Source organism: Sphingomonas sp. PWP1-2 (assembly GCF_049898305.1).
Lineage (GTDB): Bacteria > Pseudomonadota > Alphaproteobacteria > Sphingomonadales > Sphingomonadaceae > Sphingomonas > Sphingomonas glacialis.
In genome coordinates, this window is the sequence record NZ_JAFCXM010000002.1 from 47,520 (window position 1) to 65,833 (window position 18,314).

At 66.8% G+C, this 18,314-nt stretch carries 19 protein-coding genes and 1 tRNA gene; 10 read left to right on the forward strand and 10 right to left on the reverse strand.

Features of this window, described 5'->3' with window-relative positions:
* Positions 1-5: 5 nt before the first annotated feature.
* From ACP7C5_RS05050 to ACP7C5_RS05075, 6 genes are all read right to left on the reverse strand, one after another.
* Positions 6-956 (reverse strand): FAD binding domain-containing protein, encoded by a 951-nt coding sequence (locus ACP7C5_RS05050; protein WP_133188929.1) that lies wholly within the window; start codon positions 954-956, stop codon positions 6-8.
* Positions 953-1,588 carry an aldehyde dehydrogenase iron-sulfur subunit PaoA gene (gene paoA / locus ACP7C5_RS05055; RefSeq protein ID WP_426263421.1) on the reverse strand — a complete coding sequence of 212 codons (636 nt, stop codon included), beginning with the start codon at positions 1,586-1,588 and terminating at the stop codon, positions 953-955. Before paoA ends, ACP7C5_RS05050 begins: the two co-directional genes overlap by 4 nt.
* A 143-nt stretch (positions 1,589-1,731) precedes the next feature.
* A complete protein-coding gene (locus ACP7C5_RS05060) occupies positions 1,732-4,914 on the reverse strand; it encodes a helicase-related protein (protein ID WP_426263422.1) in 3,183 nt (1,060 codons plus the stop codon).
* A 165-nt stretch (positions 4,915-5,079) separates the two neighbouring features.
* Positions 5,080-5,406: a hypothetical protein gene (locus ACP7C5_RS05065; RefSeq protein ID WP_426263423.1), complete on the reverse strand. Its 327-nt coding sequence runs from the start codon at positions 5,404-5,406 to the stop codon at positions 5,080-5,082.
* 150 nt (positions 5,407-5,556) lie between these two features.
* Entirely contained in the window at positions 5,557-6,753 is a 1,197-nt protein-coding gene (locus ACP7C5_RS05070; protein ID WP_426263903.1) for a multidrug effflux MFS transporter, read from the reverse strand.
* A 96-nt stretch (positions 6,754-6,849) separates the two neighbouring features.
* Positions 6,850-7,317, reverse strand: coding sequence for an Lrp/AsnC family transcriptional regulator (locus ACP7C5_RS05075; RefSeq protein WP_133188921.1), 468 nt, complete (start codon positions 7,315-7,317; stop codon positions 6,850-6,852).
* Positions 7,318-7,499: 182 nt separating this feature from the next.
* Between ACP7C5_RS05075 and ACP7C5_RS05080 the strand changes: the two genes are divergently transcribed.
* From ACP7C5_RS05080 to ACP7C5_RS05100, 5 genes are all read left to right on the forward strand, one after another.
* A complete protein-coding gene (locus tag ACP7C5_RS05080; RefSeq protein WP_426263424.1) occupies positions 7,500-9,356 on the forward strand; it encodes a histidine kinase dimerization/phospho-acceptor domain-containing protein in 1,857 nt (618 codons plus the stop codon).
* 14 nt (positions 9,357-9,370) lie between these two features.
* Positions 9,371-10,396: a polysaccharide deacetylase family protein gene (locus ACP7C5_RS05085; protein ID WP_426263425.1), complete on the forward strand. Its 1,026-nt coding sequence runs from the start codon at positions 9,371-9,373 to the stop codon at positions 10,394-10,396.
* A 12-nt stretch (positions 10,397-10,408) separates the two neighbouring features.
* Positions 10,409-10,485 (forward strand) — tRNA-Ile (locus tag ACP7C5_RS05090).
* Positions 10,486-10,693: 208 nt separating this feature from the next.
* Positions 10,694-11,077, forward strand: coding sequence for an SMU1112c/YaeR family gloxylase I-like metalloprotein (locus ACP7C5_RS05095; protein WP_133188917.1), 384 nt, complete (start codon positions 10,694-10,696; stop codon positions 11,075-11,077).
* A gap of 104 nt (positions 11,078-11,181) precedes the next feature.
* Positions 11,182-11,349 (forward strand): hypothetical protein, encoded by a 168-nt coding sequence (locus tag ACP7C5_RS05100; RefSeq protein ID WP_322163205.1) that lies wholly within the window; start codon positions 11,182-11,184, stop codon positions 11,347-11,349.
* A 16-nt stretch (positions 11,350-11,365) separates the two neighbouring features.
* On the opposite strand, the gene ACP7C5_RS05105 is transcribed toward ACP7C5_RS05100, so the two are convergent.
* A complete protein-coding gene (locus ACP7C5_RS05105; RefSeq protein ID WP_426263426.1) occupies positions 11,366-12,655 on the reverse strand; it encodes an MFS transporter in 1,290 nt (429 codons plus the stop codon).
* A 137-nt stretch (positions 12,656-12,792) separates the two neighbouring features.
* Between ACP7C5_RS05105 and pgsA the strand changes: the two genes are divergently transcribed.
* Positions 12,793-13,359: a CDP-diacylglycerol--glycerol-3-phosphate 3-phosphatidyltransferase gene (gene pgsA / locus ACP7C5_RS05110; RefSeq protein WP_133188913.1), complete on the forward strand. Its 567-nt coding sequence runs from the start codon at positions 12,793-12,795 to the stop codon at positions 13,357-13,359.
* A 40-nt stretch (positions 13,360-13,399) separates the two neighbouring features.
* Here pgsA and ACP7C5_RS05115 read toward each other — a convergent pair whose 3' ends face one another.
* Entirely contained in the window at positions 13,400-14,035 is a 636-nt protein-coding gene (locus ACP7C5_RS05115; RefSeq protein ID WP_426263427.1) for a fasciclin domain-containing protein, read from the reverse strand.
* Between the two features lie 78 nt (positions 14,036-14,113).
* A complete protein-coding gene (locus tag ACP7C5_RS05120; protein WP_322163209.1) occupies positions 14,114-15,013 on the reverse strand; it encodes a hydrogen peroxide-inducible genes activator in 900 nt (299 codons plus the stop codon).
* A gap of 145 nt (positions 15,014-15,158) precedes the next feature.
* On the opposite strand from ACP7C5_RS05120, the gene ACP7C5_RS05125 reads away from it, so the two are divergent.
* Together ACP7C5_RS05125 and ACP7C5_RS05130 are read left to right on the forward strand one after the other, a co-directional pair.
* The gene (locus tag ACP7C5_RS05125; RefSeq protein WP_426263428.1) at positions 15,159-15,701 is read left to right on the forward strand and encodes a peroxiredoxin; all 543 of its coding nucleotides are present in this window, start codon (positions 15,159-15,161) and stop codon (positions 15,699-15,701) included.
* 150 nt (positions 15,702-15,851) lie between these two features.
* Positions 15,852-16,373: a carboxymuconolactone decarboxylase family protein gene (locus ACP7C5_RS05130; RefSeq protein WP_322163211.1), complete on the forward strand. Its 522-nt coding sequence runs from the start codon at positions 15,852-15,854 to the stop codon at positions 16,371-16,373.
* A 3-nt stretch (positions 16,374-16,376) separates the two neighbouring features.
* Here ACP7C5_RS05130 and ACP7C5_RS05135 read toward each other — a convergent pair whose 3' ends face one another.
* Positions 16,377-17,159, reverse strand: a complete 783-nt coding sequence (locus ACP7C5_RS05135) for a sulfite exporter TauE/SafE family protein (RefSeq protein ID WP_426263429.1) — start codon at positions 17,157-17,159, stop codon at positions 16,377-16,379.
* A gap of 133 nt (positions 17,160-17,292) precedes the next feature.
* Between ACP7C5_RS05135 and epsC the strand changes: the two genes are divergently transcribed.
* Positions 17,293-17,973, forward strand: coding sequence for a serine O-acetyltransferase EpsC (gene epsC, locus ACP7C5_RS05140; protein ID WP_189674985.1), 681 nt, complete (start codon positions 17,293-17,295; stop codon positions 17,971-17,973).
* Complete coding sequence (locus tag ACP7C5_RS05145) at positions 17,973-18,314, forward strand: DUF2794 domain-containing protein (RefSeq protein ID WP_133188901.1); 342 nt, start codon at positions 17,973-17,975, stop codon at positions 18,312-18,314. Before epsC ends, ACP7C5_RS05145 begins: the two co-directional genes overlap by 1 nt.

The following is an 18,314-nucleotide window of genomic DNA, read 5'->3' on the forward strand; positions in this document are numbered from 1 at the left end:
GGCGTTCAGCCCTTCGCTTCGATCAGGGCCGCGGCGAGCGTGCGCTCGACCAGCGTGACCTTGAAGGCATTGTCGTGCGTCGGCTTGGCGCCGGCGAGCAGCTTGGGCGTCACCGCCGCGGCGCCTTGCGGCAGCGCCGCTTCGGCCGCCTCGACGCGCCATGGCTTCGGCGCGATCCCGCCGACCGCAACGCGGCCCGAGCCGTCGCGCTGGACGATCGCGGCGACCGAGACGAGCGCAAAGGCGTAGGACGCGCGGTCGCGCACCTTGTGATAGATGTGCGTCCCGCCGATCGGCTTGGGCAGCGTGACCGCGGTGATCAATTCTCCGGGCACCAGCGCCGTCTCGATATGCGGCGTGCTGCCGGGCAGCGTGTAGAAATCGGCGATCGGGATCGCGCGCGCGGCGCCGTCGGGGCGGACCGTTTCGACCGTGGCGTCGAGCAGCCGCATCGCGACCGCCATGTCGCCGGGATAGGTCGCGATGCACGCGTCGCTCGTCCCGATGATGCCGAGCTGGCGGCTGAACCCGCCGATCGCGGCGCAGCCCGAGCCGGGCTTGCGCTTGTTGCACGCTTGGTTGGTGTCATAGAAATACGGGCAGCGCGTTCGCTGGAGCAGATTGCCCGCAGTGGTCGCCTTGTTGCGCAACTGGCCGCTTGCGCCCGCGACGATCGCGCGGCTGAGCACACCGTAATCGCGCCGTACGCGTGCATCGGAGGCGAGATCCGAATTGCTGACGAACGCGCCGATGCGCAAGCCCCCGTCCTTGGTCTCCTCGATCCGGTCGAGCTTGAGGTCCTGCACGTCGATCAGATGCGCCGGGGTCTCGATCTGGAGCTTCATCAGATCGAGCAAATTGGTGCCGCCCGCGATGAACTTGGCATTCGGGGTGCGGGCGACCGCAGCGGCCGCTTCGGCGGGCGATGTGGCGCGCGCATAGGTGAACGGCTTCATGCGTTTGTCCCCGCAACTTCGCTCATCGCGTCGAGAATATTGGAATAGGCGCCGCAGCGGCAGATGTTGCCGCTCATCCGCTCGCGCATCTCGGAATTGGTGGCGCGCGGTGCGTCGGTGAGGCTTGCGGTGACATGGCTCGGCGTGCCGGCCTTGATTTCGGCGAGCACCGCGACGGCCGAGCAGATCTGCCCGGGGGTGCAATAACCGCACTGATAGCCGTCGTGCTTGACGAACGCCGCCTGCATCGGATGCAAATGATCGGGCGTGCCGAGCCCCTCGATCGTCGTGATCTTGTCGCCCTGGTGCATCACCGCGAGGCTGAGGCACGAATTGATGCGCTTGCCGTCGACGATCACGGTGCACGCACCGCACTGGCCGTGGTCGCAGCCCTTCTTGGTGCCGGTCAGATGCAGATGCTCGCGCAGCGTGTCGAGCAGCGTCGTCCGCGTATCGACCTCGAGCGTCTGCTTCTTGCCGTTGACGGTGAGCGTCACGGGCATCGTCATGGGGCGCTCCTGTTGTGCTGCGACGGGCGCCGCCGCTGCCGGGATCGCGGCCAGCCCCGCCGTCATCGCGCCGCCCACCAGGACGCCGCGCCGCGACACCTCTGTCTCGCTCTTGATATCCACCGCACGTCCTTCTTGTGATCAAATGGCCACGCAGCCATTGCGCCGCCAGCGTCGATTTACGGCGCCAACCTGTAATCCGTCGCAACCGAACGCTCAACCGGTCGCTTTGGTTCACGCTACAGACAGGAATCGGTGCGGCAAGGTCAAGTGTCGCTCGACAGTCCTTCGAGCAGCGTCTCGATCACGCCGAGCCGCGCCATCGCGTCGTCCTGCGCGCTCCGCAGCAGCAGCCGGTCGCCCTTCACCTCGAGCCCCGCCGCGTCGTCGGCGAAATCGTGCCGCGGCGTCAGCGCTATCGCCGCGGGGCCGGCGTCGATCCGCGCGATCCGCGCGCCGAACGCGAGCACGCGCAATCGCGCGACCGTCAGCAAGGCATGCGCCTCGGGTGGCAAACTCCCGAAGCGATCTTCGAGCTCGGCCTCGAACGCGTCGAGCGCGGCCATTTCGCTGAGCCGCGATAGCCGACCGTAAAGCGCGACGCGCACATCGTCCTCGGGGATCCAGTCCAACGGAAGATTGCCCGCGATGCCGAGATGAAGCTCGGGCGTCCAGCGCTCGACATGTTCGCCACGCGCGGTGCGAAGCGCCGATTCGAGCAGGTAATGGTACAGATCGACGCCGATCAGCTTCATGTGCCCGGCCTGCGCATCACCGAGCAAATCGCCCGCGCCACGCATGTCGAGATCGCGCGCGCTGATCGCGAAGCCGGCGCCAAGCTTGTCGAGCGCCTCGAGCGTGCGCAACCGCTTGAGCGTCGCTTCGGCGACCTTGCTCTCGGGGTCGGTGAGCAGCAGGATCTGCCCGCGCCGCCCGCCCCGCCCGACGCGTCCGCGCAGCTGGTGGAGCTGCGACAGGCCGAAGCGGTCGGCGCGACAGACGATCATCGTGTTGGCGCGCGGCACGTCGAGCCCGGCCTCGACGATGTTGGTCGCGAGCAGCACGTCACCATCGCCGTTCGCGAAGCTGACCATCGCGGTGTCGATTTCGGCGGCGGGCAGCTTGCCGTGCGCTTGCCGGATCGTGAGGCCCGGAACGAGCGCGGCGAGCCGTTCGGCCATCGGCGCGATATCCTCGATCCGCGAGACGACGACGAAGCTTTGTCCGCCGCGTTCGCGTTCGCGCAGCAACGCGGTGCGGACCGTGACGGGATCGAAGCTGCCGACGCTGGTGCGGATCGGCTGGCGCCGTGCCGGGGGCGTAGCGATGACCGATACCTGTTGCAGCCCGATCAGCGCGGCCTGCAAGGTGCGCGGGATCGGCGTCGCGGTCAGCGTCAGCACATGGCCATCGGCGTTGAGCCCGCGCAGCTTGGCCTTGTCGGCCGCGCCGAAGCGCTGTTCCTCGTCGATCACGACGAGGCCAAGGTCGCGATAGGCGACGCCCTTCGCAGCCACCGCACCAGTGCCGATCACGATCGCGATCGATCCGTCGGCGAGACCGGCCTTGACCGCCTTCTTCTCGGCCGCGCTCGACAGCCGCGACAGGCCGGACACGACAAGGCCCGTCGCGGCGAAGCGCTTGCTGAACAGTTCGAGATGCTGGCGCACCAGCACCGTCGTCGGCGCGGCGACGACGACTTGCTTCCCCGCCAGCGCCGCGATCGCGGCGGCGCGGAGCGCGACCTCGGTCTTGCCATAGCCGACATCGCCGACGACGAGCCGGTCCATCGGCTTGCCCGCCGCCAGATCGGCCCGCGTCGCGGCGATCGCGCGCGCCTGGTCGGGGGTTTCGGTGAAGGCAAACTCGGCGGCGAAACGCTCATAGGCGTCGACTTCGGGCTCGAGCACCGCGGCGGTCTTGCGGTCGCGTTCGGCGGCGAGCGCGGTCAGCCCGCGCGCACTCTCGGCGACCGCTGCGTCGATCGCGCCGCGGCGTTTCTCCCAGCTCGACCCGTCGAGCGTGTCGAGCGCGACCGCGTCTTGGTCGGCGCCATAGCGCCAGATGCGGTCGGCATCCGCGACCGGCACCAGCCTCCGGCCCTCATTGGCATATTCGAGGACGATCGCGTCGCCGCCATCGGCATCGACCCCGACGGGCTCGACCCCGGCGACGAGCCCGATCCCGAAATCCTCGTGGACCACGACGTCACCGATGCGGATGTCGCCCATGTCGCCGCGCAGCGCCGCCGCGGCATCCGACGGCGCATGCGTCGCCTGGACGCGGCTGCCGAGCAGATCGGCTGCGGCGACGACGCTGAGGCCGGGCGCTTGCCAGCCATGGTCGATCGGCATGTCGAGCATCGCCGCGCTGCCCGGTTCAAGCGTCGCGACCTCGGCCCAATGGCTGATCTTGGTAAAGGCGATGCCCTGCGCCTTGGCGAGGCGCGGCGCGAGGAAACGGATGTCGCGCGCCGCGCCGAGCAGGACGAGCCGGTCCCCCTGCGCCAGCGCCGCCTTGGCGAAGCGCGAGAAAGCGCGACCCGCCGCCTTGCGCTCGACGAAGCGTGGGACGGGCTGTTCGTCGGCGGCGGCGACCGCGATGATCGTGCGCCCTTTCAGCGCCTTGTCCCAGCGCTTCCGATCGACGATCGGCAGCGTGTCGAGACCGCGCGCCTTGGCGGCGCTGGTGGCAAGGCCGACGTAGCGATCGCGCCGCGCCGTTCCCTTGGGGTCGATCGCGATCACGGCGTCGGGCGCATGGTCGAACAGCGACTCCCAGTCGGCGCCAAGCGCTGGTTCGGACACGCGGCCAACCTGGATCGACTCGATCGGCTCGGTGCCGAGCTGCGAGATCGGATCGTAGAGCCGGATCGCGCTGATCGCGCCGTCGACGATCTCGATGCGTACGGGGGCGACCGCGTCGGCGGGGTACAGGTCGACGACTTGCCCGCGCATCGCCATTTCGCCCGGCTCGTCGACCCGGTCGTCGGCGACATAGCCGATCGTGCCGAGCATTTCGGCGAGCGCCGTCATGTCGACATGGTCGCCGACCCGCAGCGTCGGGGGGGCATCGTCGAACGCCGGGGGCGGGGGGTAGGCCGCGGCAGCCGCCTCGGCGGTGGTGATGAAGGCGACGCGCTGCTGCTCGGTCAGCGCGACGCGCAACCGGCGCAATGCGGCGATGCGGCGGCCGACATTGGTGGGGGAGGCGGGCGCGGTGTCGCCTGGCAGCGCGTCGCTCGACGGACTGTGCACGACCAGCAGATCGGGCTCAGCGCAGGCGAGCGCTGCGGCCACGGCCTCGGCGCGTTGTTCGTCGGTTGCGATGTAGAGAATGTCGTGCGTCGCGGCCGCTTGCGCGAGCTTGGTCGCGACAATTCCGATCGCCGCATCACGCTCGGTCTGGCGCGCTTCAGGCGCTGGCGGATTGGCGTCAGCGAGCAGCAAGGGGCTGTTCCGACACGGGGATTACGGCACCCGCCGCACGCTTTGTCTCGCTCATGATCGGCACGGCATCGCGTCAATCTCTCCCAGCGTCAGGAGCGTCCTAACGGGCGGAGACACGATTTTGGTCCCGCGAAAAGCACAGCTTTCTTCGGGAATTAACTTCGATCAGGAAGAACGCTCGGCTGCGTGCGCGCCGGTTTCGGTCGCTGGCTCTGCTGCAGGACCCGGCGCGAGCTTCTCGTCGCCAGCGAAGAGCCGGTCGAGCCGCCGGCGTGTCGTGCGGTCAAATTCGGCCTTCGATACGGTCGCAGGGCGCGACAGTTCGAGCTCGTCGGCAATCGCCGCCTTGATCCGCGTTACCGCATCTTCCTGCAGGACGCCGGCCTTGACAAGTTCGGCCGAGAGCTGGAGCAAGCCGACCGCGGTGGCATGCGCGCGTAGTCCGACGAAACCGATGAGGTCATGGACTTCCTTGCCGGCTCTCGTGTCCATCGTCACTCTCCTAGGATGGGGGTCTTGCCCGCTACGGCCGCCCGTTCGCGGGTCCATCCTCTGCTCTTTTCGGGCGACCGCAAGCGCAACCGGCTCGGCTTGACGCGTGGGTGCGCCGCCCGATCCTGCTGGCCAAACTCTCCCGCGGCGTCAGCGCGCGTGGTGTGCGTGGAACAGCCGGCCGCCTTCGACCCAATAGACGATCGCCAGCACGACCAGCCCGATCGCGAGATAGCCGATCGCGAGCGGATAGGTCGTGCCGTTATACGATTGGCCGATGAGCGAACCGACGATGACCGCGCCGACGCTGGTGATGAAGCCCTGGATCGACGACGCCGTCCCGGCGATATGCCCGACGGGCTCCATCGCCATCGCGCCGAAATTGGAACCGCACAGGCCGATGCACGTCATGCTCAGCGCCTGGAAGACCATATAGGTCAGCAGCGTTTCGAAGCCCGCCGCCATCACGCCGATATGCAGCACCGACAGCGCGATGAGGCCGAGCAAGGCGGATTGCGAGATCAGCCGCGTCCCGAGCCGTTCGACCAGCCGGCTGTTGGCGAAGGCCGCGCACCCCATCGAGAAGGCGCAGATCGCGAACAGGATCGTGAAGCGCGTGCCGGCATGGAATTCCTCGACGAAGATCTGCTGCGCCGACGACACGAACGCGATGATCGCGCCGAAGGTCATCGACGCCGCCACCGCATAACCGGCCGAATAGCGGTTGGTCAGCGTCAGCCGATACGCCTGGCCGAGCGCCGCGAGCGACAGCGGCGAGCGCCGCTCGACCAACAGCGATTCGCCCAGCCGAAAGAACGTCCAGCTCAGCACGAACGCGGCGAACGCGGCGAGCGCGTAGAAGATGAAGCGCCACGGTCCGAATGCAAGCAGCACTTGTCCGATACTGGGCGCGAGGATGGGTACGAGGAAGAAGATCATCTGCGCGACCGACAAGGTCCGTGCCATCTGTCGTCCCGAGAAGCGGTCACGCACGATCGCCACAGCGAGCACGCGCGTCGAGGCTGACATCAGCCCTTGCAGGAAGCGCGCGCCGAGCAGCGCCGCGAAGGTCTGCGACCCGCCAGCAAACACGCTCGCCCCGACGAACCCGAGAAGCGAGATCAGCAGTACCGGCCGGCGTCCGTAGCGATCGGCGAGCGGTCCGTAGACCAACTGTCCCGAGCCGAAGCCGAGCATGTAGATCGTGATGATCCACTGCCGCTGATTCGCGGTGGCGATCGCCAGGCGATGGCCGATATCGGCGAGCGCGGGGAGCATCAGATCGACGCCCAGCGCATTGACCGCCATCAACGCCGCGACAAAGGCGACGAATTCGCGCTGCGACATGATCCGGGCGGGCGATGTGTCAGACATCGCTGCCGCCTAGGCCGAACCGGAGCGCAAGACCATCCGTTCGTTCGATCGCCGCACTTCCCGTCCGCTCTACGCCGATCGGATCGGGATCCCGGGCAGCGCCTTGGCGGTGCGGATCGTCAGCGATGTCTTGACGCTCGCCACGTTCGGCGCTGGCGTCAGGTGCGTCATCAGGATTTCCTGGAAGCTCTTGAGATCGCTCGCGACGATCTTCAGGATGAAGTCGATCTCGCCATTGAGCATGTGGCATTCGCGGACCTCTGGGATCGTCGCGACATGCTCTTCAAACGCGGCGAGATCGTGCTCGGCCTGGCTGCGCAGCGATACCATCGCGAACACCGTGATCGGGAACCCGAGCGTTGCTGCATCGATCTCGGCGTGATAGCCGCGGATCGCCCCGGCTTCCTCGAGTGCGCGGACACGCCGCAGGCACGGCGGTGCCGTCAGCCCGACGCGCTCGGCCAGTTCGACATTGGTCATTCGTCCGTCGTCCTGGAGCAATTCCAGAATACGCCGGTCGATCGAATCAAAGCTCATTACGTGCCGCTCCCCCGCGACGCGTCTTTCGCGTCGCATGCTCTGCCCCCAGCATAAGATAATTGCCGGCGAACGCAATTGTCCCACAATGCGACGCCTCGAAATCTTGGGCTTCCACCGAGTCCTCCCCCCGGTTAAGAAATTCTTACGGCGCGATGGGCGACCACAGGGAACGATCCGACTTGCGCTTCGACGACAGCCTCGACACGGTTCTTTCGGCAGACATGTCGACGCCGTTCGGTGCGCAATCGACGTGGCGGCAGCTGGTCGATCTGATTGGTCGCGGGCGTGTTGCGGCAACCGACGTTGCCATCGCGCGGCTCGCGTCGATCCGGCGCGACGTCCCGCCGCCGATCCGCGCGGCGAGCGCGCGCGCGCTGGCTTTTGCCACGCCGCCCGCAGCCCTGGTGGCTTTCTTCGCCCAGGACGAGCTCGCCATCGCTGCGCCGATGCTGCGTACTGCCGATTTGTCGACCGGTGAGTGGGCTGCGATCCTTCCCACGCTGTCGCCAGCCGCGCGCTCGGTGCTCCGCCACCGCCGCGATTTGGCCGACGGCGTGACGCGCGCGCTGCAAAGCTTCGGAAGCGTCGATTTCGTGCTCGGCGCGCCCGAGCCCGTCGCAGACGCCGTTGCGCCACCCCAAATCCCGGCGCCTGCGGAGATCGTAGCGCCTATCGCCCAGCCGATACTCGAAGCCGAACCCGAGCCGTTCGCCATTCCCGAGACGATCGCGCCCGTCTCGCCCTTCCTGTCGATTGCCTCGGTCGCCGCATCGATGCCGCTCGTAGCCGAGGCGCGGCGCCGCGCCGAACAGGCGAGCGAAGGCGGTTCGGTGGCACCGCCGAGCGCCGATCCGAAGCCCGACAAGCCGCAATCGGGCACTTTCCCGATTGCCGAGCTCGTCGCGCGGATCGACGCCTATCAGCGCAAGCGCGCCGAGGCGCCCGCGCCGCCACCGCTCGAAATCCAGCCCGAGCCGTTCGTCCCGGCGGCACGCCAGGCCGAGACCTTCCGCTTCGAAACCGACGCCGCGGGCGTGCTGCGCTGGGTCGAGGGCGCCGCGCGCGCCCCGCTGATCGGGTTGACGCTCGATCACGGGGCGATCGGATCGCAGGTCGATGGCGTCGCGTCAGGCGCCTTCCGGCGCCGCGCCGGCTTCAGCGACGCGCGATTGGTGGTCGATGGCACGTCCGATGCGGCAGGTCCGTGGCGGATCACCGGGATCCCGGTGTTCGACCGGACGACGGGCCGCTTCACCGGCTATCGCGGCAGCGCGCGGCGCCCGCGTGCCGACGAAACCGCCGAACCGACGCGCGAGGCGCGCAACCCCGCCGCCGACGCGCTGCGCCAGCTCGCGCACGAATTGCGTACGCCGACCAACGCCATCGCCGGCTTTGCCGAGATGATCGAAGCGCAGATGCTCGGGCCAGTCCCGCAGCCGTATCGCGAACAGGCCGGTGTGATCCGCAGCCAGACGAGCGGCCTGCTCACGGCGATCGACGATATCGACATGGCCGCGCGGATCGAGACGCACGCGCTCGACCTGCGCGCCGCCGATGTCCCGCTGGCACCGCTGCTGACGCGGATCGCCGATGATCTCGCGCCGCTCGCGACGCTGCGCGGCACCGTGCTCGAGCTGCAGGTCGACGATCCCGCCCTGGCTATCCTCGGCGATGATCGCGCGGTCGAGCGGCTGATCGCGCGCTTGCTCGCGACGCTCGTCGCAGCCGGCGGCGCTGGCGACCGGATCGGTGTTGTCGCGAGGCGCGATGATGGTGCAGTCGTGATCGTGTTCGATCGGCCCAAGGCGCTCGCCGCCTATGCCGAGGAAACGCTGCTGACGATCGACGCCGAATCCGAGGCCGATCGCGCCGACCAGTCCGGCGGTGCACCCTTGCTCGGGACCGGGTTTGCGCTGCGGCTCGCGCGCAATCTCGCCGTCGAACTGCGCGGGAGCCTGACGCTCGGCGACAAGAGCTTGACTTTGCGCCTTCCGGTCGCCTTTCCTGCCGATATGGAGCAGGTTTCCAGCAACTGACCGTGGCTGCAAGCGTGCCACCCCCCGGGTATCGCCCGCGCGCGCCCGAGCCGCGCGATCTCGTGGCGTGGCCGTCGGCGTTCGGCACGCGCTTCATCGTGCTCGTCGATACCGAGGAAGAGTTCGACTGGAACGCCCCGCTGACGCGCGATACGCACGGCGTGTCGGCGATCGCGGCGCTCCCCGCGGCGCACCGCCGCTTTGCCGATCACGGCGTGCCGCTGACCTATATGGTCGATTATCCGATCGCGACCGACGCCTACGCGATCGCGACGCTTGCTGGCGTGCTCGAGGACGGCGTGTCGGCGGTCGGCACGCAATTGCACCCGTGGGTCAATCCCCCGTTCGACGAGGCGCTGACGCCGTCGAACAGCTATGCCGGCAGTCTGCCCGAGCAGCTCGAGGCGGCGAAGATCGATGTGCTGACCGACGCGATCGCGGCGGGAACGGGAACGCGGCCGATCGCCTATCGCGCCGGGCGCTACGGCATCGGGCCGAACACGCTGCGGCTGCTCGCCGAGCGCGGCTATCGCATCGATAGCTCGATGCGGTCGGGTTATGCCTATAGCGGCGATGGCGGCCCCGATTTCGCCGAGATCGGCAACGCCGCCTTCCGCACCGGCCCCGACGCACAGCTGGTCGAGCTGCCGTTGACGACGATCCACACCGGCTGGCTGCGCAGTGGCGGGACGCGGCTGTATCGCGCGCTGGGCGCCGTGCCCAAGGGGCGCGGGCTGTTCGCGCGGGCTGGGTTGCTGTCGCGGGTCGCGCTGACGCCCGAGGACATGCCGCTGCGCGATGCGCTCGAGGCGATCGCGGTGGCGACGGGAGAGGGCCTTCGCTTGCTGAACTTTGCCTTCCACTCGCCGTCACTCGCGCCGGGCCACACCCCCTATGTCCGCGATGCGGCTGACCTGGCGCGGTTTTACGCGTGGTGGGACGCGGTGCTGACGGATCTCGCGCGGCGCGGGGTGCAGGCGGCGTCGCTCGAGGATGTGATTGTCGCTGCGGGCTTGCCAGCTTCGGGGGCAGGGCGCTAACGAGCGGGCGGGGGGCCTGTAGCTCAACTGGTTAGAGCTGGCCGCTCATAACGGCTAGGTTGCGGGTTCAAGTCCTGCCGGGCCCACCATTCATCCTTATGAAGTCTGCAGGGTTTCCGATATCCCGGTGCTGCCGAACGGGGTTCGGAAAGCCGACATGCCGCGCGAAGCGTAGCGACCATAGGAGCCCAGCCGCTTCGACGACATTCGGGGCGGGATACGACGCCAGGTGCCGCGAGGCGCACCTTGCGACGCGACGGCTTGGCCCCGAGGATCCGCCCGCGTAGAGCCACGCGGATGCTCGACTCGCTCCACCATGTCGCCCTGATCTGCACCGATTATGATCGCTCGCGGCGCTTCTATGTCGAGCTGCTCGGGCTCGAGTTGATCCGCGAAGTGTACCGCGCCGAGCGGCAATCGTGGAAGGCGGATCTGCGGATCGGGACGGCGCAGATCGAGCTGTTCTCTTTCCCCGCACCGGCACCGCGGCCGTCTTATCCCGAGGCGACCGGGCTGCGGCATCTGGCGTTCAGCGTCGCCGCGCTCGACCCGGTCGTCGCTCGGCTCGAGGCTGCGGGAGTTGCTGTCGAGCCGATCCGGATCGATCCCTATACCGATCAGCGTTTCACCTTTTTCAGTGACCCCGACGGCTTGCCGCTCGAACTTTACGAAGCGCGCTGACCCGGCGGGCGCGGCGCGGGCGGTAGGGGCCCCGTCCCGGATTTAGACATTGCTAACCATAAGAATCGTGCTTCGAAATCGTAAACGGCGCGTTAACTAGCGTCATGCAGGATACGATTTCGCTCAAGGCGCCAAGCGCACGTCACCCGTTCCGCCAGGCTTTCGTCGAATCGCGGATCGCGCGCGCGCGCGATCGCGATGACAGCGACGTGCGGTTGTTCGCGTTGAGCTTCGCGGCGTTCTTCATCTGCTTCTACACCTTCATCTTCTGAAGGCGCCGCGCGCCGCTCAGTCGCAGGCGAGGTGGAGCTTATAGGCGAGCCACGCCGAGATCGGGCACATCGCCGCCACGACGAGCAAGGTGTTCCCAGGCGAGACACCCGCGATCGCGAGCCCCTGCACGCCGATCGCGCCGATCGTCATTGCGCCGGCATTGACGACATTGTTCGCCGCCACGGTCCGCGCGGTCTCGTCCTTCGCGACGGTCGTCGTAAGGAAGGCGTAGAGCGGCACGACGAACATCCCGCCGGTCACCGCGATACCGATCAGCGAAGCGATGACGAGCGCGGCGCGCGGCGTCTCGATGAAGGTCATCACGTCGTACAGCGTGCCGGCGGGCGCCGCGGGCCAAGAGCGGCACAGGAACGAGAAGGCGACGATGAAGCCGCCCATCGCGAGCACCGAGGCCGGGCCATATTTCGCCGAAGTGTGCCCTTTCAGCAGCGCATTGATCAGTACCGAGCCGATCGCCACGCCGATCGAGAACAGCGCGATCATGAGGGTGAGGACATGCTTGTCGGCGGTCAGCACGTTCTTGGCGAGCGGATTGAAGACGATGATCAACACCGCGCCCATCGTCCAGAAGAAGCTGATCGCGCAGATCGCCAGGAACAGCCGCCGGATGTGCATCGTGCCCGAAATGAGCCGCCACGATGAGGTGAAGGGATTGTAGCTGACCACCAGCTCCTTGCCTTCGCGCAAGGCGGGCGGAACCTGGAGCGAGACGACCCAGCCGATGACCGCGACGACCAGCACCACGATCGCGGCATGCTGCACCGCCATGAACCCGCCGAGCACGGTGCCGATCAGGATCGCGATATACGTCGCCGATTCGACCAGCCCGGTCCCGCCGAGAACTTCGTCCTCGTGCAGATGCTGCGGCAGGATCGCATATTTGATCGGGCCAAAGAACGCCGAGTGCACGCCGAGAAACAGCACGGCGGCAAGCATCAGGATCAGGCCGGGAACGGTATAGCCGCCCCACGCGATCATCAGACCCGCCGCGCCGACGATCATGATGCCGATCTCGGCCAGCTTGACGATCCGGATGATCTTGGCCTTGTCGTGCGTATCCGCGAGCTGCCCGGCCAGCGCCGAGAGCAGGAAGAAGGGCAGGATCCCGATCGCGGTCGCGAACGCGGTGAAATTCTGTTCGAGCTTGGGGTCTGCAAAAATCTTGTAGATCGCGAATTGCACCATCACGGTCTTGAACAGATTGTCGTTGAACGCGCCCAGGAACTGAGTGACGAACAATGGCAGAAATCGGCGCTCTTTCAGCAAGCCGAGCGCGTTGAGCATGGTGTGTTCACGGCCTCGAAATGGCAGAATAAGGGCTGCCCATAGACTAGGCGGTATGCCGCCAGCAACCTGCTTCTCGATTGCGCGCGGTGCGGATGGGGTTTCACCAAGCCGATCGGACGGTTAGAGCGTGACGCGTGCTCACCTTGCCCAACCTGCTCACCCTGTCGCGGATCGTCGCGGTGCCCTTGCTCGCCTGGTTCCTGTGGTGGCCGGGCTGGTCGGATGGCTATGCCGCCGGGTTCGCTTTGTACTGCCTGATGGGCATCACCGATTATTTCGACGGCTATCTCGCGCGCGCGCAGGGGACGGTATCGAAGCTCGGCGTTTTCCTCGATCCGATCGCCGACAAGATCATGGTCGCGGCGGTGATCCTGTTGCTGGTGGGTACACGCGACGGCAATCCCGCGATGATCCAGGGCGTGCACCAAATCGCGGCGCTCGTCATCCTGCTGCGCGAGATTGCAGTGTCGGGATTGCGCGAGTTCCTCGCGCAATTGCAGGTCTCGGTCCCTGTGTCGAAGCTGGCGAAGTGGAAGACGACGATCCAGCTCGTCGCGCTCGGCGGGTTGATCCTCGGCGGCGCGGTGCCGGCCTATCCGGTCGTGGGTCAGATCGGACTGGCCCTGCTGTGGGTGGCCGCCGCGCTGACCGCCATCACCGGCTGGGATTATCTCCGCGCCGGGCTGAAATATATGGATTGAAGCAAACGCGGGCGGCACCGGAGTGCCGCCCGCGAGAGCGTTAGTTGAGCTTGGGAAGCACAACGCCGTTGACGACGTGAACGACGCCGTTCGACTGCTTGACGTCGGCGGTCTCGATATAGCTCTTGTTGCCGTTGACGTCGGTCAGCTGCACCGCGCTGCCGACCGTTTCGACGACGAGCGGATCGCCCTCGACCGTGACGAGCGAGTCCTTGCCGCCGCCCGCGGTCACCTTCGCCTGAAGATCAGCCAGCGTCAGCGTGCCCGGCACGACATGGTACGTCAGCACCTTGGCGAGCGTCGCCTTGTTTTCCGGCTTCATCAGCGTGTCGACCGTACCGGGGGCGAGACGCGTGAAGGCGTCGTTGGTGGGCGCGAACACGGTGAACGGACCTGGGCCCGAAAGCGTGGTGGCGAGACCAGCGGCCTTCACGGCAGTCACGAGCGTGCTGAGGTTCGGTGCGGCCGAGGCGTTGACGGCAATCGGCTTGGTCGCGTCCATCACGGCGCCGCCGACGGTCGGGTTGGCGCCGGCTGAGGGGGCGGCCGCCATCGGTGCGCCGGCCATCGGGGTCGCGCCAGCGGCGGGGGCGGGCGCGGTTTGCGCGGTCGCTGCGGCACCGATGATCATGGCACCGGCCATCGCCGAAAGATACAGGTTGGTCTTGAAGGTCATCGCGATTCTCCACTCGATTGGGACGCGCGCTCGATGAACGGCGTGTCACAAATACGGTTCAGAGCCGAAATGGTTTCGTCACACCGCTTCGGCGAGTGCAGTGGCAAGCAGCTTGAAGTCCTTTTCGCGCGGAGATCCGCGTCGCCAGACGAGCGCGATCTTGCGCGACGGATTGGCCGCGTCGAGCGGGCGCGCGACTAGGCTGGTATGATCGAGAATGCCTGCCTTGAGCGCCATTTCGGGCAGCATGGTGAGCCCAAGGCCGTTGTCGATCATCTGCACGATCGTGTGGAGCGATGTCCCGAGCATCGTCGCCTCGGCGCGCAATTCGGGACGCGCGCAAGCCGACAGCGCATGGTCCTTCAGACAATGCCCGTCCTCGAGCAACAGCAGCCGCGTCTCGTCGATCTCGGAGGGCGGCATCGCCCGGTCGATATTGCCCATTTCGGCCGGCTGCCCCGCGACGAACAACCGGTCTTCGAACAGCGTCTGCGACGATACTTCGCCGCACGCGAAGGGCAAAGCGAGCAGCACGCAATCGGCGCGCCCGTGATGCAGCCCCTCGCACGCCGGCCCGCTCGGCTCCTCGCGCAGGAACAGCTTGAGGTCGGGATAATCACGCCGGAGCCGCGGCAGGATGCGCGGCAGCATGAACGGCGCGATCGTCGGGATGACGCTCATCCGCATCTCGCCCGACAGCGGGCGCCCGGCAGCACGCGCCATGTCTCCCAGTTCCTCGGCCTCGCGCAGCACGCGCCGCGCCTTGTCGGCGATCCGGTCGCCGAGCGGGGTGAAGCGCACGACGCGGCGCGTTCGCTCGACCAGCGTCACGCCGATCAGCGTCTCAAGCTCGCGGATTCCCGCCGATAGTGTCGATTGCGTCACGAAGCACGCCTCGGCCGCGCGGCCGAAATGGCCGTGGTCCTGGAGCGCCGCCAGATATTGCAACTGCTTCAAGGTCGGCAGGTACGTCGCCATTTATCGCTCCAATCGATCACACGGCGACAAATAACCCATTGGATCGATAAGAACAGTCCCTATATGGGCCCTGCAACGAGACGGCGTTCAGCGCCGCGCATGAGGATGTCCGACGAGGCCCCAATTTTTCCAGGAGGCCCACAACATGTTGACCATCGGCGACAAGCTCCCCGACTTTACCGTTCCCGTCCAGCAGGGCGTATCCGCGCTCCCCGCCGGTGAGACGCTCAGCCAGGACGCGTTCCCGGGCAAGTGGAAGGTGCTGTTCTACTGGCCGAAGGATTTCACCTTCGTCTGCCCGACCGAGATCGTCGGCTATGCTGGCCTCAAGGGTGACTTCGAGGATCGCGACGCCGTGCTGATCGGCGCATCGACCGACACCGCGCACGTCCACCTCGCCTGGCGCAAGTCGGATCCCGATCTGGCGGCTGCCGACTTCCCGTGGCTGGCCGATAATGGTGGCGTGCTCGCCGCGCAGCTCGGCATTCTCGACAAGCACGAGCATGTCGCGTTCCGTGCGACCTTCATCATCGATCCCGACAATGTGATCCAGGCAGTCCAGGTCAACGGCCTCAACGTCGGCCGCAACCCCGCCGAGACGCTGCGCGTGCTCGACGCGCTGCAGACCGACGAGCTGTGCCCGTGCAACTGGAACAAGGGCGACGACGTCCTCCAGATCGCCGCGTAAAATTGGACGCGCGGGCGCGGCCTGACGGTCGTGCCCGCCATCATCGTCACCCCAGCGTAGGCTGGGGTCTTTATGGGGCGGGCCTGACGCTCGCCCTCGAGAGACCCCAGCCTGCGCTGGGGTGACGTGTTTGTGGATAGGGAAACATCAATGTCGCTCAAGGATTTCGCCGGGACGCTCCCGGATTTCGCCAAGGACATCCGCCTCAACGTCGGCTCGCTGCTCAACGAGGCGCATCTGCCCGACCAGCAGAAGTTCGGCCTGTTCCTGTGCTGCGCGCACGCCACCGGCTATAAGCCGCTGGTCGACGTGACCGAGGCCGAAGTCGCCGCCAAGCTCTCGCCCGAGGCCGCCAACGCCGCGCGCGCCGCCGCTGCGGTGATGGCGATGAACAACGTCTATTACCGCTTCACGCATCTCGCCGGGAATGCCGAGTACCAGACGATGCCCGCCAAGCTGCGCATGAACGTGATCGGCCAGCCGGGAATCGAAAAGGTCGATTTCGAGCTGTTCAGCCTGGCGGTCTCGGCCATCAACGGCTGCGGCATGTGCATCGACAGCCATGAGCAGATCCTCAAGAAGGCCGGTGCCACCGCCGAGGCGATCCAGACCGCGGTGCGGATCGGCGCGGTGATGAAGGCCGTTGCCACGGTGCATTCGGCGATCAACTGACGTTCAGGTGGCGAGCGCCGACCATATCGAATAGGCGCTCGTCACCGTCAGCAGGATCCCGACCATAGCCATCAGCTTGCGCGCCGGGACGCGCTTGGCGACGACCGCGCCGATCGGCGCGGCGAGCAGCCCGCCGATCAGGATCCCGAGCGTCTGCAAGGTGAACGCCTTGAGCCCGAGCGTCGCGATGAACGTCGCCGAGATCGTCGCGGTGAGGAAGAATTCGGACGTATTGACCGTGCCGATCGTGGTGCGCGGCGCAGCGCCCTGGACGAGCAGGTTCGAGGTCACCACCGGCCCCCAGCCGCCGCCGCCCGCGGCATCGAGGAAGCCACCGACGAGACCGAGCGGCTCGATGATTTTGGGCTGCCTGGGCGTCACCGGTCCACGATAGGCACGGTAGAGCAAATAGAGCCCCATCAGCGAGAGATACGCCATCACGAACGGCCGCGCGACCGCGCCGTCGATGTTGCTCAGCACATAGGCACCCAGCGCACCACCGATCATCCCCGGGATGACCAGCCGCCGGAACAACCGCCAGTCGACGTTGCGATGCACGATATGGCTCACGCCCGAGGCCGCCGTGGTGAAGGTCTCGACCGCGTGGACGCTTGCCGAAGCGAGCGCCGGCGGCATCCCGAGCAGCACGACGAGCAGCGTATTGTTGATCACCCCGAACGCCATGCCGAGCGCACCATCGACCACTTGCGCGGCAAAGCCGATCAGAATGAAGGGCAGCATCGCCGCGAAAATCGCGGGGAAATCGATGGTCGAAACCTCTGGCATGCTAAGCAGATCGCGCCTTTTTTGAAATCCCACAAGAAAGATGGGGTTTTGTTCGATAAAGTTAGCGACCGGACGCGCCTTTAATTCGACCGACCGAAGGACTAGATATCGCGCAGATGAAGGGGAAACCGCAATGATGGGACGATTGATCGCCTATCTCGATTCGATCAAGGCTCGTGATCCCGCCCCGCGTTCGCGGCTCGAGATCCTGACCTATCCTGGCGTCTGGGCGCTTGGCTATCACCGTATCGCGCACCGGCTGTTCAAGGCGCGGCTGTTCTTTCTTGCGCGCGCGGTGAACCATTTCTCGCGCTTGATGACCGCGATCGATATCCACCCCGGCGCCTCGATCGGCCGCAATTTCTTCATCGATCACGGCTTTGTCGTGATCGGCGAGACAGCCGAGATCGGCGACAACGTCACGATCTATCAATGCGTCACGCTCGGCGGCACGAGCCCGGACAATGGCATTGCCGGCAAGCGCCACCCGACCTTGTGCGACAATGTCATCATCGGGTCTGGTGCTCAGGTGCTCGGCCCGATCACGCTCAACAAGGGCTCGCGCGTCGGCGCGAACGCCGTCGTGACGCGTGACGTGGTCGAGGGCGCGGTCATGGTCGGCATCCCGGCGCGCGCGACGATGGTCGAAGGCGGGCAGAAGCCCGTCGAGTTCCTCGCATACGGCACGCCGTGCAGCGAGATGTTCGATCCTGCGACGCAGAAGGTCGAACTGCTGCGCTGCGAGCTCGAGACGATGCGCAAGCGGCTCGACGCCTTGCTGGTGGAAAATCACGACCTGCGCGATCGGGCTTGATGGGGACGATAACACCCTTTCCGGCGCCACGCGGTACGCCGCTGCAGATCGGCTTCGAACGGCTCGAACTCAACCGCATCCTCGATCTCTATGGGCGGATGGTCGCAGCGGGCCTGTGGCGCGACTACGCGATCGATCTCGGCTATGAAGCCGCGGTCTTCGCCGCCTTCCGCCGCGCCGCCGAACGCCCCGAATTCCGGATCGAGAAGCGTCCCGCGTTGCGCCACAAGCAGGGGATGTGGGCGCTGATCGGCGAACATGGCATGGTCCTCAAGCGCGGCCCCGAACTCGGCCCGGTCCTTGCCCCGGTCGAGCGGCGCCTGATGAAGGTGGTCGACTGA

Excerpts from the sequence above, each read along its gene's own strand:
- ACP7C5_RS05075 (WP_133188921.1), bottom strand. The coding sequence starts at position 7,317 with ATGAGCTTTGATTCGATCGACCGGCGTATTCTGGAATTGCTCCAGGAC.
- ACP7C5_RS05105 (WP_426263426.1), bottom strand. The coding sequence starts at position 12,655 with ATGCTCAACGCGCTCGGCTTGCTGAAAGAGCGCCGATTTCTGCCATTG.
- ACP7C5_RS05050 (WP_133188929.1), bottom strand. The coding sequence starts at position 956 with ATGAAGCCGTTCACCTATGCGCGCGCCACATCGCCCGCCGAAGCGGCC.
- ACP7C5_RS05145 (WP_133188901.1), top strand. The coding sequence starts at position 17,973 with ATGGGGACGATAACACCCTTTCCGGCGCCACGCGGTACGCCGCTGCAG.
- ACP7C5_RS05120 (WP_322163209.1), bottom strand. The coding sequence starts at position 15,013 with ATGGCGACGTACCTGCCGACCTTGAAGCAGTTGCAATATCTGGCGGCG.
- ACP7C5_RS05095 (WP_133188917.1), top strand. The coding sequence starts at position 10,694 with ATGCTCGACTCGCTCCACCATGTCGCCCTGATCTGCACCGATTATGAT.
- ACP7C5_RS05115 (WP_426263427.1), bottom strand. The coding sequence starts at position 14,035 with ATGACCTTCAAGACCAACCTGTATCTTTCGGCGATGGCCGGTGCCATG.
- ACP7C5_RS05100 (WP_322163205.1), top strand. The coding sequence starts at position 11,182 with ATGCAGGATACGATTTCGCTCAAGGCGCCAAGCGCACGTCACCCGTTC.
- ACP7C5_RS05130 (WP_322163211.1), top strand. The coding sequence starts at position 15,852 with ATGTCGCTCAAGGATTTCGCCGGGACGCTCCCGGATTTCGCCAAGGAC.
- ACP7C5_RS05135 (WP_426263429.1), bottom strand. The coding sequence starts at position 17,159 with ATGCCAGAGGTTTCGACCATCGATTTCCCCGCGATTTTCGCGGCGATG.
- ACP7C5_RS05070 (WP_426263903.1), bottom strand. The coding sequence starts at position 6,753 with ATGTCGCAGCGCGAATTCGTCGCCTTTGTCGCGGCGTTGATGGCGGTC.
- ACP7C5_RS05125 (WP_426263428.1), top strand. The coding sequence starts at position 15,159 with ATGTTGACCATCGGCGACAAGCTCCCCGACTTTACCGTTCCCGTCCAG.
- ACP7C5_RS05065 (WP_426263423.1), bottom strand. The coding sequence starts at position 5,406 with ATGGACACGAGAGCCGGCAAGGAAGTCCATGACCTCATCGGTTTCGTC.
- epsC (WP_189674985.1), top strand. The coding sequence starts at position 17,293 with ATGATGGGACGATTGATCGCCTATCTCGATTCGATCAAGGCTCGTGAT.